Annotated in this window: 11 protein-coding genes and 1 other RNA gene; 9 read left to right on the top strand and 3 right to left on the bottom strand. The window is 58.1% G+C overall.

The annotated features are described in order from the left end of the window. Nucleotides 1–60 precede the first annotated feature (60 nt). Together rpiA and serA are read left to right on the top strand one after the other, a co-directional pair. The gene (gene rpiA, locus IM317_RS01200; RefSeq protein ID WP_014885151.1) at nt 61–720 is read left to right on the top strand and encodes a ribose-5-phosphate isomerase RpiA; all 660 of its coding nucleotides are present in this window, start codon (nt 61–63) and stop codon (nt 718–720) included. A 266-nt stretch (nt 721–986) separates the two neighbouring features. After that, nucleotides 987–2,219, top strand: coding sequence for a phosphoglycerate dehydrogenase (gene serA, locus IM317_RS01195; protein WP_023333318.1), 1,233 nt, complete (start codon nt 987–989; stop codon nt 2,217–2,219). Nucleotides 2,220–2,326: 107 nt separating this feature from the next. Here serA and IM317_RS01190 read toward each other — a convergent pair whose 3' ends face one another. The 3 genes from IM317_RS01190 to zapA form a co-directional block, all read right to left on the bottom strand. Then, nucleotides 2,327–2,923, bottom strand: coding sequence for a 5-formyltetrahydrofolate cyclo-ligase (locus IM317_RS01190; protein WP_032660084.1), 597 nt, complete (start codon nt 2,921–2,923; stop codon nt 2,327–2,329). A 24-nt stretch (nt 2,924–2,947) separates the two neighbouring features. Next, nucleotides 2,948–3,131: non-coding RNA, 6S RNA (gene ssrS / locus IM317_RS01185), on the bottom strand. Nucleotides 3,132–3,172: 41 nt separating this feature from the next. Further along, complete coding sequence (zapA, locus tag IM317_RS01180) at nt 3,173–3,502, bottom strand: cell division protein ZapA (protein WP_020883720.1); 330 nt, start codon at nt 3,500–3,502, stop codon at nt 3,173–3,175. 168 nt (nt 3,503–3,670) lie between these two features. On the opposite strand from zapA, the gene IM317_RS01175 reads away from it, so the two are divergent. From IM317_RS01175 to gcvP, 7 genes are all read left to right on the top strand, one after another. Next, nucleotides 3,671–4,249: a YecA family protein gene (locus tag IM317_RS01175; RefSeq protein WP_029739212.1), complete on the top strand. Its 579-nt coding sequence runs from the start codon at nt 3,671–3,673 to the stop codon at nt 4,247–4,249. A 31-nt stretch (nt 4,250–4,280) separates the two neighbouring features. Next, nucleotides 4,281–5,594 carry a Xaa-Pro aminopeptidase gene (pepP, locus tag IM317_RS01170; protein WP_120785283.1) on the top strand — a complete coding sequence of 438 codons (1,314 nt, stop codon included), beginning with the start codon at nt 4,281–4,283 and terminating at the stop codon, nt 5,592–5,594. Further along, nucleotides 5,591–6,769: a 2-octaprenyl-6-methoxyphenyl hydroxylase gene (ubiH, locus tag IM317_RS01165; protein WP_049015228.1), complete on the top strand. Its 1,179-nt coding sequence runs from the start codon at nt 5,591–5,593 to the stop codon at nt 6,767–6,769. Before pepP ends, ubiH begins: the two co-directional genes overlap by 4 nt. Nucleotides 6,770–6,781: 12 nt before the next feature. Next, complete coding sequence (gene ubiI, locus IM317_RS01160; protein ID WP_033146595.1) at nt 6,782–7,984, top strand: FAD-dependent 2-octaprenylphenol hydroxylase; 1,203 nt, start codon at nt 6,782–6,784, stop codon at nt 7,982–7,984. 397 nt (nt 7,985–8,381) lie between these two features. Beyond that, complete coding sequence (gcvT, locus tag IM317_RS01155) at nt 8,382–9,476, top strand: glycine cleavage system aminomethyltransferase GcvT (protein ID WP_029739208.1); 1,095 nt, start codon at nt 8,382–8,384, stop codon at nt 9,474–9,476. 23 nt (nt 9,477–9,499) lie between these two features. Beyond that, nucleotides 9,500–9,889, top strand: coding sequence for a glycine cleavage system protein GcvH (gcvH, locus tag IM317_RS01150; protein WP_008499718.1), 390 nt, complete (start codon nt 9,500–9,502; stop codon nt 9,887–9,889). Nucleotides 9,890–10,013: 124 nt separating this feature from the next. Beyond that, the gene (gene gcvP, locus IM317_RS01145; protein ID WP_033146594.1) at nt 10,014–12,887 is read left to right on the top strand and encodes an aminomethyl-transferring glycine dehydrogenase; all 2,874 of its coding nucleotides are present in this window, start codon (nt 10,014–10,016) and stop codon (nt 12,885–12,887) included. Nucleotides 12,888–12,906 lie beyond the last annotated feature (19 nt).

The raw sequence follows: 12,906 nt of genomic DNA, 5'->3' as shown, positions 1-12,906 counted from the left end.
AATTCCATTCGACGTGTTCTATAATGCGCCCTGAGTTTTCACACCACAGGCAAAACGATCATGACGCAGGATGAACTGAAAAAAGCAGTAGGATGGGCCGCTCTCCAGTACGTGCAGCCGGGTACCATTGTTGGTGTCGGTACGGGATCAACCGCGGCACACTTTATCGATGCGCTGGGCACGATGAAGGGGCAAATCGAGGGCGCGGTTTCCAGCTCTGATGCTTCCACGGAAAAGCTGAAAAGCCTCGGCATTACCGTTTTCGATCTCAACGAAGTGGATCGTCTGGGGATTTACGTTGATGGTGCGGATGAAATCAACGGCCACATGCAGATGATCAAAGGCGGCGGCGCGGCGCTGACGCGCGAGAAGATCATCGCCTCCGTTGCGGACAAGTTCATCTGCATCGCGGATGCCTCCAAGCAGGTCGACATTCTGGGTAATTTCCCACTGCCGGTCGAAGTGATCCCAATGGCGCGTAGCGCGGTTGCCCGTCAGCTGGTGAAGCTGGGCGGTCGTCCGGAATACCGTCAGGGCGTAGTCACCGATAACGGTAACGTGATCCTCGACGTTCACGGTCTGGAAATTCTTGACGCGATTGCGCTGGAAAATGCCATCAACGCTATCCCAGGCGTAGTGACCGTAGGGCTATTCGCCAACCGTGGCGCGGATGTGGCGCTGATCGGCACCGCTGACGGCGTGAAAACCATCGTAAAATGATCTGACGGGGGGAGTCCTCCCCCCGCTAAAAAATTTTTGAAAAGCTAAATTCGGTGACTTGTGTCACGTTTTTACGCCTCTTTTGCCGATCCTGCCGCGTTTGTAAATTTTCATAGCATTTTCCTCTGACATTTTGCTCTGTATGACTTTTCTTCAGAGTGCCGACGCAAACGTTCATATTGCTGCAATAGTTTTTTTTGATATGTTGGCTACAGCGGATTCATATCCAGCACAACATCAGTTCAGACAAAAACAGGGTCGGGTAAATGGCAAAGGTATCACTGGAGAAAGACAAGATTAAATTCCTGCTGGTCGAGGGCGTGCATCAAAAAGCAATCGATAGCCTTCGTGCGGCAGGTTACACCAACATCGAATTTCACAAAGGCGCGCTCGATACCGAAGAGCTGAAAGCGTCCATCCGTGATGCCCACTTCATTGGCCTGCGATCCCGTACTCACCTGACTGAAGAGGTTATTGCCGCGGCGGAAAAGCTGGTGGCTATCGGCTGCTTCTGTATCGGTACCAACCAGGTTGACCTGAATGCTGCCGCCAAACGTGGTATTCCCGTCTTCAACGCCCCGTTCTCCAACACCCGTTCCGTGGCGGAGCTGGTGATTGGCGAACTGCTGCTGCTGCTGCGCGGCATTCCTGAAGCGAACGCCAAGGCGCACCGCGGCGTGTGGAACAAGCTGGCGTCTGGCTCTTTCGAAGCGCGTGGTAAAAAGCTGGGGATTATCGGCTACGGCCACATCGGTACGCAGCTCGGTATTCTGGCGGAATCCCTGGGCATGCACGTGTTTTTCTACGATATCGAAAGCAAGCTGCCGCTGGGCAATGCGACCCAGGTTCAACACCTGTCTGACCTGCTGAACATGAGCGATGTGGTGAGCCTGCACGTTCCGGAAAATGCGTCCACCAAGAACATGATGGGCGCGGAAGAGCTGGCGCTGATGAAGCCGGGCTCACTGCTGATCAACGCCGCGCGCGGTACGGTTGTCGATATCCCGGCCCTGGCGGATGCGCTGAAGCGTAAGCACCTGGCGGGCGCGGCCATCGACGTCTTCCCGACGGAGCCAGCGACCAACAGCGATCCGTTTACCTCTCCGCTGTGCGAATTCGACAACGTGATCCTGACGCCGCACATCGGCGGCTCTACCCAGGAAGCGCAGGAGAATATCGGCCTGGAAGTAGCGGGTAAGCTGAGCAAATATTCCGACAACGGTTCTACGCTCTCTGCCGTGAACTTCCCGGAAGTGTCTCTGCCGCTGCACGGTGGTCGTCGTCTGCTCCACATCCACGAGAACCGTCCTGGCGTGCTGACCGCCATCAACCAGATCTTTGCAGAGCAGGGCGTCAACATTGCCGCGCAGTATCTGCAAACGAACTCGCAGATGGGCTACGTGGTCATTGATATCGAAGCGGATGACGATGTTGCTGAGAAAGCGCTGCAGAGCATGAAGGCGATTCAAGGGACGATTCGCGCGCGTCTGCTGTACTGATGGTGCGAGATAAATGCAAAACGGTAACGATAGTTACCGTTTTTTATGTTTTCACCCTCTCCCTGTGGGAGAGGGCTGGGGTGAGGGCATCACGCCGCACGTTTGATTCACCACTCCCACAACTTTGATGGCGTCACTACCGCCGGCAACGGCACATCCCATTTCTCCACCGGCAACGCCTCTACGCCCTGACAATCATGCGCATAACCCACCGGCTGCAACCCGTACTGCTGCCAGTTTTGCAGCGTCCGGTCGTAAAAACCGCCGCCCATCCCTAAACGCTGGCCCTGTTCATCAAACGCCACCAGCGGCGTGATCAGCACATCCAGCTGTGACAGCGGGAGCACGTCGCGCACGTCGAGTTTCGGCTCGGTGATTTTCAGGCGATTCACCACCAGCTCGCTGTGGGGGTGATAGTGCAGAAACAGCAAATTACCTTCGCTGAACGGGTGCAGCACCGGCAGATAGACCTTCTTCCCGGCGCGCCAGAGCTGCTCTATCAGCGGTTGGGTATCCAGCTCTCCATCAAATGACAGAAACAGCGCAACGGTGTGCGCCATCACTACAGGGGGATACGCCATCATACGGGCGGCGGCCTGCTGGGCAAAATGCGCTTGCTGATCGGCGGTTAACGCACGGCGGCGCTGACGAATTAACTGACGGATGTCCTGGCGTGAAGCAGAAACTTCAGGGAATTGGGTCATGGTAGTCGGTAGAAGAAAAGAGAGGGAATCTCCGAGATGCCGCCGCAGGCTGTAACCCTTGAACCCTTGGTTCAAGGTGAATGTGTCGTCATAGTTTTAAGGCTTCTCGGACGGACCGAGCATGCTCACCAACCATGGAGCGCCACATTCTTGTGGTATGAAATATCGGCTCAGGGGACTGGCCCGCTTGCGAACATCTCAGAGAAATTTTGTCTTCACAGTTACTCTACCATAGTCAACTGAGAAGTGTTATTCAAACTTTGGTCCCGGTCTTTCGGGATTGCGACCTTGATCAAGCAATGCCTGTTCTATGGTCTGCTGGAGCATTTTAATGCGCTGCTCCATGCTTGCCGCGTAGTCGCGGGTCTTTGCTTTTTCCTGAGCCAGTTCATAGCTGATGTTCAACGCGGCGATGAAAACCAGCTGCTCAGTATTTGTGACTCTAGTGCGTTCTTTTAGATCTTGCAACCGCTGATTCAAATCGTCCGCTGCCTGATTCAAAGCATCCCTTTGTTCAGGCGGACAATTCACTCGCAGTGAACGGCCAAAAATCTGGAGATCGACGGGTTGTGCAGACATGCCACCTTCCTGCTGATTGACTGCGCTGCCTTCGCTTATTGCCCCGGGGGCTGCGAAGGGGCGACACTATAGCTACCCTGATGTGAAGATACAAGCCCTTTTCTGGTATCACCAGGGTCCAAAGTGGTAGCATATCATGAAACTTCCCCCCTTTGATGACGAATGCTCATGTCTATACAGAACGAAATGCCTGGTTACAAGGATTTAAACCAGTTACTGAACCAGCAGGGAGTTGGTTTAACCCCTGCCGAAATGCACGGTCTGATCAGTGGCATGCTGTGCGGCGGAAACAGCGACAGCTCATGGCAGCCGCTGATCCACGACCTCACGAATGAAGGGCTGGCGTTTGGTCACGAGCTGGCGGAAGCGCTGCGTAAAATGCACGCCGCAACCAGCGATTCGCTGGAAGACGATGGCTTCCTTTTTCAGCTTTATCTGCCTGAAGGCGACGACGTCAGCGTGTTCGATCGCGCCGATGCGCTGGCCGGCTGGGTAAACCACTATCTGCTGGGGCTCGGCGTGACGCAGCCTAAACTGGATAAAGTGACCGGCGAAGCGGGTGAGGCGATCGACGACCTGCGTAACATCGCCCAGCTCGGCTACGATGAAGACGAAGACCAGGAAGAGCTGGAAATGTCTCTTGAAGAGATTATCGAGTACGTGCGCGTGGCGGCTCTGCTGTGCCACGATAACTTCACGCGCTCACAGCCGACCGCGCCGGAAGTCCGCAAGCCAACCTTACATTAAGAAAAATAACGCACAGGAGGGTGTCATGGTTATCTCGAGTCAAGAGTATTCGCGCCGCCGTCAGGCGCTTCTGGCAGCAATGCAGCCGGGCAGCGCCGCGCTGATTTTTGCTGCGCCCGAAGTCACGCGCAGCGCCGACAGCGAATACCCCTATCGCCAGAGCAGCGATTTCTGGTACTTCACCGGCTTTAACGAGCCGGAAGCGGTGCTGGTGCTGATTAAGAGCAATGACACCCACAACCACAGCGTGATTTTCAACCGCGTGCGCGATCTAACGGCCGAAATCTGGTTTGGCCGCCGCCTGGGCCAGGAGGCCGCACCGGCGAAGCTGGGCGTTGACCGCGCGCTGGCGTTTAGCGAAATCAACCAGCAGCTCTATCAGCTGCTTAACGGCCTCGACGTGCTCTATCACGCGCAGGGCGAATATGCGTACGCCGATGAGATTGTTTTCACCGCGCTCGATAAGCTGCGCAAAGGCTCGCGGCAGAACCTGTCCGCGCCGGCCACGCTGACGGACTGGCGTCCGGTGGTGCATGAAATGCGCCTGTTCAAGTCTGAAGAAGAGCTGAATTTGATGCGTCGTGCGGGCGAAATCAGCGCCCTGGCGCACACCCGCGCCATGGAAAAGTGCCGTCCCGGGATGTTCGAATACCAGCTGGAAGGCGAAATTCATCACGAATTTAACCGCCACGGCGCGCGTTATCCCTCCTACAACACCATTGTTGGCGGCGGAGAAAACGGCTGCATTCTGCACTACACCGAAAACGAAAGCGCGCTGCGCGACGGCGATCTGGTGCTGATTGACGCCGGTTGCGAATATCAGGGCTACGCGGGAGACATCACCCGTACTTTTCCGGTGAACGGTAAATTCTCACCGGCACAGCGCGCCATTTACGACATCGTTCTCGAGTCGCTTGAGACGGCGCTCAGGCTGTATCGTCCCGGTACCTCCATGCAGGAAGTGACCGGCGAAGTGGTGCGCATCATGATTACCGGTCTGGTCAGGCTCGGGATCCTGAAAGGGGAGGTCGATATCCTGATCGCTGAAAATGCGCATCGACCGTATTTCATGCACGGCCTAAGCCACTGGCTGGGGCTGGATGTGCATGACGTTGGCGCGTACGGCACCGACCGTTCGCGCGTGCTGGAGCCGGGCATGGTGTTAACCGTGGAGCCAGGCCTGTATATCGCACCGGATGCCGACGTGCCTGAAGAGTACCGCGGGATTGGCATTCGCATCGAAGACGACATCGTGATCACCGAAACCGGTAACGAAAACCTGACCGCGAGCGTCGTGAAAAACGCTGACGATATCGAGGCGCTGATGGCAGCGGCACGCGCATGAGCGTGATTATCGTTGGCGGCGGCATGATCGGGGCCACGCTGGCGCTGGCCATTTCGCATTTGTCGAAGGGACAGCTTCCGGTGCACCTGGTGGAAGCCGTCGCGCCGCAGGCAAAAAATCATCCCGGTTTTGATTCCCGCGCTATTGCCCTGGCGCAGGGTACCTGCCAGCAGCTGTCCCGTATTGGCATCTGGCAGGCCATCGCCGATTGCGCGACGGCAATTAAAACCGTTCACGTAAGCGATCGCGGCCATGCTGGCTTTGTCACGCTGGACGCGCAGGATTACCGCATTGACGCGCTGGGTCAGGTTGTCGAGCTGCACGACGTCGGATTGCGTCTGTTTCGTCTGCTCCAGGATGCGCCGGGCATCACGCTGCATTGTCCGGCGCGCGTGGCCAGCGTGAGCCGCAGTGAGGCGTCGGTCAGCGTGACGCTGGAAAACGGCACCGTGCTTGAAGGCCAGCTTCTGGTTGCCGCGGACGGCTCGCGCTCATCGCTCGGCGCCCAGTGCGGCGTGGAGTGGCGTCAGCAGCCTTACGGGCAGGTTGCGGTCATTGCGAACGTCGCGACCGCAGCTGAACACCACGGCAGGGCGTTTGAACGCTTTACGCAGCATGGCCCGCTGGCGATGCTGCCGATGTCGGACGGGCGCTGTTCCCTGGTCTGGTGTCACCCGCAGGATAAGGCCGAAGAGGTTAAAGCCTGGTCAGACGAACGTTTTTGTACCGAGCTGCAGAAAGCCTTTGGCTGGCGACTGGGGCGTATTACCCATGCTGGACAGCGGGCGGTTTACCCGCTTTCGCTGACTACTGCCTCTCAGTCCATCTCCCATCGTCTGGCGCTTGTCGGTAATGCCGCGCAGACGCTGCACCCCATCGCGGGGCAGGGGTTCAACCTTGGCCTGCGGGATGTTATGAGCCTGGCGGAAACCCTTTCTCAGGCGTGGGGCGAACAAAAAGACTGTGGCGCATACCCGGTGCTCAGCCATTACCAGAAGCGCCGCCAGGTGGATAAAGAGGCGACGATTGGCGTCACCGACGGCTTAGTCCATCTTTTTGCCAATCGCTGGGCACCGCTGGTTGCGGGTCGCAACCTCGGGCTAATGGCGATGGAATTATTCATTCCGGCACGTGACGTGCTGGCGCAGCGGACTCTTGGTTGGGTCGCGCGTTAAGGAGTTATCACCGTGCAAAATGTTGATGTCGCCATTGTTGGCGGCGGTATGGTCGGACTGGCTCTGGCCTGTGGTTTACAGGGCAGCGGCCTGCGCGTGGCGGTGCTGGAGCAAAAGCAGCCTCAGCCCGTTGCGCCAGATGCCCCGCCGGAACTCCGCGTCTCGGCGATCAATGCCGCCAGCGAGAAATTGCTGACGCACCTTGGCGTCTGGGCAGATATTGTGGCGCAGCGCGCCAGCTGCTACCACGGCATGGAAGTGTGGGATAAAGACAGCTTTGGTCATATTGCTTTTGATGATGAAAGCATGGGCTACAGCCATCTGGGTCATATCGTCGAAAACGCGGTGATCCACCACGCGCTGTGGCAGAAAGCGCAGCAGTGCAGCGACGTGACGCTGATTGCGCCTGCGCAGATCCAGCAGGTGGCGTGGGGTGAAAACGAGGCGTTTATCAACTTACAGAGCGGCGACATGCTGACCGCGCGTCTGGTGGTCGGTGCTGACGGTGCGAACTCCTGGCTGCGGAATAAAGCCGATATCCCGCTGACCTTCTGGGACTATCGTCATCACGCTCTGGTGGCGACGATCCGTACCGAGGAGCCGCACGGCGGCGTGGCGCGGCAGATTTTCCACAACGACGGCATTCTGGCGTTCCTGCCGCTTGCCGATCCGCACCTGTGCTCGATTGTCTGGTCCCTGGTGCCTGAAAAAGCCCAGCTGATGGAGGAGGCGACGCCGGATGCCTTTAACCAGGCGCTGTGCATGGCGTTTGATAACCGCCTTGGCTTGTGCACTCTTGAAAGCGAGCGGCAGGTGTTCCCGTTAACCGGCCGCTACGCGCGTCAGTTTGCGGCGCACCGTCTGGCGCTGGTGGGGGATGCGGCGCATACCATTCATCCGCTGGCAGGGCAGGGCGTCAACCTTGGCTTTATGGACGCGGCGGAGCTGGTTGAGGAACTGCGTCGCCTGCATCGCGAAGGCAAAGATATCGGCCAGCATCTGTACCTGCGTCGCTACGAGCGCAGCCGCAAGCACAGTGCGGCGATGATGCTGGCGGGCATGCAGGGCTTCCGCGAGCTGTTTGCCGGCGCAAATCCGGCGAAAAAACTGCTGCGCGACATTGGCCTCAAGCTTGCTGACACCCTTCCGGGTGTTAAACCTCAACTCCTCCGTCAGGCGATGGGTCTTAACGATCTTCCCGACTGGTTACGCTAATCTCGATCCCCGTCACACTTTATTTTCCCGGCCTCTGCGCCGGGGAAATTCCCTCGTTTGAAATATTCTAATTTCACGTCATTTTTCGCATTAGAAAATCTAATCTACGGGATTTTATGTTACGGAAATTCGGCCCGTTTTCCCGCACGAAATATCACCATGTGCTAAATCCTGTTAGATCATTGTTAATTTTGTGCGGGGTTAATCGCATTTTTCCAGTGAATAACTCTGTAGGCTTTTTAGCGTTTTTTGGTCATAAGCTAATGTGATGACCCGTTTTACCTTATGGTTAACCGCCGGTTTCGGTGGTAAGTTCGGGTAAAAGAGAACGTTTGCGTCGGCGCCGGATAACGGGGCCGATACCGGGTTTCACGGTGAATTTTTCAACGAGGACAAGATGGCTCAACAGACTCCTTTGTACGAACAACACGTGTTATGCGGCGCCCGCATGGTGGACTTCCACGGCTGGATGATGCCGCTGCACTACGGCTCGCAGATTGATGAGCACCACGCGGTGCGCACCGATGCCGGTATGTTCGACGTGTCCCACATGACGATTGTCGATCTGCGCGGTAGCCGCACCCGGGAGTTTTTGCGTTATCTGCTGGCAAATGACGTTGCCAAACTGAAGACGCCGGGTAAAGCGCTCTATACCGGCATGCTGAATGCCTCCGGCGGCGTGATTGATGACCTTATCGTCTACTATTTCACTGAAGATTTCTTCCGCCTCGTTGTCAACTCCGCCACCCGTGAAAAAGACCTCTCCTGGATCACCCAACACGCCGAACCTTATGCCATCGACATCACCGTCCGTGACGATCTGTCGCTGATCGCCGTACAGGGGCCGAACGCGCAGGCGAAAGCCGCGTCTCTGTTTAACGACGAGCAGCGCAAAGCAACCGAAGGCATGAAGCCGTTCTTCGGCGTGCAGGCGGGCGATCTGTTTATCGCCACCACCGGCTACACCGGTGAAGCGGGCTACGAAATTGCGATGCCGAACGAGAAGGCCGCTGATTTCTGGCGCGCGCTGGTGGAGGCGGGCGTGAAGCCTGCGGGTCTGGGCGCGCGCGATACGCTGCGTCTGGAAGCGGGGATGAACCTCTACGGTCAGGAGATGGATGAAGGCGTCTCTCCGCTGGCCGCCAACATGGGCTGGACCATCGCATGGGAACCGGCTGACCGTGACTTTATTGGCCGCGAAGCGCTGGAGATGCAGCGCGAGAAGGGCACTGAACAGCTGGTGGGTCTGGTGATGACCGAGAAGGGCGTGCTGCGCGGTGAACTGCCGGTGCGCTTTACCGATGCCGACGGCAATCCTCGCGAAGGCGTGATCACCAGCGGTACCTTCTCCCCGACGCTGGGCTACAGTATTGCACTGGCACGCGTGCCGGCGGGCATTGGCGAAACGGCGGTGGTACAAATCCGCAACCGCGAAATGCCGGTCAACGTGACCAAACCGATTTTTGTTCGCGCCGGTAAGCCGGTCGCCTAATCATTTTTATCAGGAGAACTTCAATGAGCAATGTGCCAGCAGAACTGAAATACAGCAAAGAACACGAGTGGCTGCGCAAAGAGGCGGACGGCACTTACACCGTAGGGATCACCGAGCACGCGCAAGAGCTGCTGGGCGACATGGTGTTTGTTGACCTGCCTGACGTGGGCACGACCGTTAGCGCGGGCGACGACTGCGCCGTGGCGGAGTCCGTAAAAGCGGCATCTGACATCTATGCTCCTGTGAGCGGCGAAATCGTTGCCGTCAACGACGCGCTGAGCGATTCGCCAGAGCTGGTGAACAGCGAGCCTTATGAAGGCGGCTGGATCTTCAAGATCAAAGCCAGCGACGAATCTCAGGTTGCCGCGCTGCTGGATGCGACCGCGTACGAAGCACTGTTAGAAGACGAGTAATCGTTTATCCCCCTCTCCTTTCGGGAGAGGGCAGGGGCGAGGGTGCCCATCTTCCCCTCACCCTAACCCTCTCCCAGAGGGAGAGGGAACTTAAATTCACTGCACGTTTCAGGAACCATCGCTCATGACACAGACTTTAAGCCAGCTTGAAAACCGTGGCGCCTTCATTGAACGTCACATTGGGCCGGATGCTCAGCAACAGCAGGAGATGCTGAAGACAGTTGGCGCGGATTCATTAAACGCACTGATCGGCCAGATTGTGCCAAAAGACATCCAGCTTGCCACGCCGCCTCAGGTGGGGGAAGCCACCACGGAATTCGCCGCGCTGGCGGAGCTGAAGGCTATCGCAGGCCTGAACAAGCGCTATAAGTCTTACATTGGCATGGGCTACACCAACGTGCAGTTACCGCCGGTTATCCTGCGCAACATGCTGGAAAACCCGGGCTGGTACACCGCTTACACCCCGTACCAGCCGGAAGTCTCCCAGGGCCGTCTGGAAGCGCTGCTGAACTTCCAGCAGGTGACACTGGATCTGACCGGGATGGACATCGCCTCCGCTTCGCTGCTGGATGAAGCGACCGCTGCCGCCGAAGCAATGGCGATGGCCAAACGCGTGAGCAAGCTGAAAAATGCCAACCGCTTCTTCGTCGCGGCGGACGTGCATCCCCAGACGCTGGACGTGGTGCGTACCCGCGCAGAGACCTTCGGGTTTGACGTGATCGTAGACGACGCTGACAAAGTGCTGGATCACCAGGACGTCTTCGGCGTGCTGCTGCAGCAGGTGGGCACCACCGGCGAAGTTCACGACTACGGCGCGCTGATTGCCGAGCTGAAAACCCGCAAAGTGGTTGTCAGCGTTGCCGCCGATTTTATGGCGCTGGTGCTGCTGACGGCGCCGGGTAAACAGGGCGCGGATATCGTATTCGGTTCAGCGCAACGCTTCGGCGTGCCGATGGGCTACGGCGGCCCGCACGCGGCGTTCTTCGGCGCGAAAGATGAATTCAAGCGCTCCATGCCAGGCCGTATTATCGGCGTCTCAAAAGACGCTGCCGGTAACACCGCCCTGCGCATGGCGATGCAGACCCGCGAGCAGCACATCCGCCGCGAGAAAGCGAACTCCAACATCTGTACCTCCCAGGTACTGTTGGCAAACATCGCCAGCCTGTACGCCGTGTTCCACGGCCCGGCTGGCCTGAAACGCATTGCCAGCCGCATTCACCGCCTGGCCGATATTCTGGCCTGCGGTCTGCAGCAGAAAGGCCTTAAGCTGCGCCACGCTCACTACTTCGACACCCTGTGTGTGGAAGTGGCGGACAAAGCGGCCGTGCTGGCGCGCGCGAATGCAGCAGAGATCAACCTGCGCAGCGACATCCACAACGCCGTCGGCATTACTCTGGATGAAAGCACCACCCGCGACGATATCCTTAACCTGTTCAGCGTGTTACTGGGTGACGCGCACGGTCTGGACATTGATGCGCTCGACAAAGAGGTCGCGCTCGACAGCCGCTCCATTCAGGAAAGCATGCTGCGTAACGATGCGATCCTGACGCATCCGGTGTTTAACCGCTACCACAGCGAAACCGAGATGATGCGCTATATGCACTCTCTGGAGCGCAAGGATCTGGCGCTGAACCAGGCGATGATCCCGCTGGGCTCCTGCACCATGAAGCTGAACGCCGCGGCGGAGATGATCCCGATCACCTGGCCTGAATTCTCCGAACTGCACCCGTTCTGCCCGCCAGAGCAGGCGGAAGGTTATCATATGATGATCAACCAGCTTTCCGACTGGCTGGTGAAACTGACCGGTTATGACGCGCTCTGCATGCAGCCGAACTCCGGCGCGCAGGGCGAATACGCGGGTCTGCTGGCGATCCGTCACTATCACGAAAGCCGCAACGAAGGTCACCGCGATATCTGCCTGATCCCAAGCTCCGCCCACGGTACCAACCCGGCCTCTGCCCAAATGGCGGGCATGGAAGTGGTGGTGGTGGCGTGCGATAAGAACGGCAACATCGATCTGGCCGACCTGCGCGCGAAAGCCGAGCAGGCGGGCGACAAGCTCTCCTGCATCATGGTGACCTACCCGTCTACCCACGGCGTGTACGAAGAGACCATCCGTGAAGTGTGCGAAGTGGTGCACCAGTACGGCGGTCAGGTTTACCTCGACGGCGCGAACATGAACGCTCAGGTGGGCATTACCTCTCCGGGCTTTATCGGCGCGGACGTGTCGCACCTGAACCTGCACAAAACCTTCTGCATCCCGCACGGCGGTGGCGGCCCGGGCATGGGCCCAATCGGCGTGAAAGCGCACCTGGCACCGTTTGTACCGGGCCACAGCGTAGTGCAGATTGAAGGCATGCTGACCCGTCAGGGCGCGGTCTCTGCGGCACCGTTCGGTAGCGCCTCTATCCTGCCAATCAGCTGGATGTACATCCGCATGATGGGCGCGGAAGGGCTGAAGCAGGCGAGCCAGGTGGCGATCCTGAACGCCAACTATATTGCGACTCGCCTGAAGTCTGCCTTCCCGGTGCTCTATACCGGCCGCGACGGTCGCGTGGCGCACGAGTGCATCCTGGATATTCGTCCTCTGAAAGAAGCGACGGGCATCAGCGAGCTGGATATCGCCAAGCGCCTGATCGACTACGGCTTCCACGCGCCAACCATGTCGTTCCCGGTTGCGGGTACGCTGATGGTTGAGCCGACCGAGTCTGAAAGCAAGGCCGAGCTGGACCGCTTTATCGACGCAATGCTGGCGATCCGCATGGAGATCGACCGCGTGCAGGACGGCGAATGGACGCTGGAAGATAACCCGCTGGTTAACGCTCCGCACACCCAGCACGAAATGGTGGCAGAGTGGAACCACGGCTATTCCCGCGAGCTGGCGGTCTTTCCGGCAGGCGTGGCAAACAAATACTGGCCGACCGTGAAGCGTCTTGATGACGTGTACGGCGACCGTAACCTGTTCTGCTCCTGCGTGCCGATGAGCGAATACCAGTAATATTATTGGTGTAGTCATA

Source organism: Enterobacter cloacae complex sp. S3 (assembly GCF_014930495.1).
In the GTDB taxonomy this organism is placed as follows: Bacteria; Pseudomonadota; Gammaproteobacteria; order Enterobacterales; family Enterobacteriaceae; genus Enterobacter; species Enterobacter asburiae_B.
The sequence above is the reverse complement of the archived record's forward strand: the minus strand, read 5'-3'. Positions and strand labels throughout refer to the sequence as shown.

What these genes read in the sequence shown, in the direction of transcription:
- rpiA (WP_014885151.1), top strand. Translation starts at nt 61, where the DNA reads ATGACGCAGGATGAACTGAAAAAAGCAGTAGGATGGGCCGCTCTCCAG.
- serA (WP_023333318.1), top strand. Translation starts at nt 987, where the DNA reads ATGGCAAAGGTATCACTGGAGAAAGACAAGATTAAATTCCTGCTGGTC.
- IM317_RS01190 (WP_032660084.1), bottom strand. Translation starts at nt 2,923, where the DNA reads ATGACCCAATTCCCTGAAGTTTCTGCTTCACGCCAGGACATCCGTCAG.
- zapA (WP_020883720.1), bottom strand. Translation starts at nt 3,502, where the DNA reads ATGTCTGCACAACCCGTCGATCTCCAGATTTTTGGCCGTTCACTGCGA.
- IM317_RS01175 (WP_029739212.1), top strand. Translation starts at nt 3,671, where the DNA reads ATGTCTATACAGAACGAAATGCCTGGTTACAAGGATTTAAACCAGTTA.
- ubiH (WP_049015228.1), top strand. Translation starts at nt 5,591, where the DNA reads ATGAGCGTGATTATCGTTGGCGGCGGCATGATCGGGGCCACGCTGGCG.
- gcvT (WP_029739208.1), top strand. Translation starts at nt 8,382, where the DNA reads ATGGCTCAACAGACTCCTTTGTACGAACAACACGTGTTATGCGGCGCC.
- gcvH (WP_008499718.1), top strand. Translation starts at nt 9,500, where the DNA reads ATGAGCAATGTGCCAGCAGAACTGAAATACAGCAAAGAACACGAGTGG.
- gcvP (WP_033146594.1), top strand. Translation starts at nt 10,014, where the DNA reads ATGACACAGACTTTAAGCCAGCTTGAAAACCGTGGCGCCTTCATTGAA.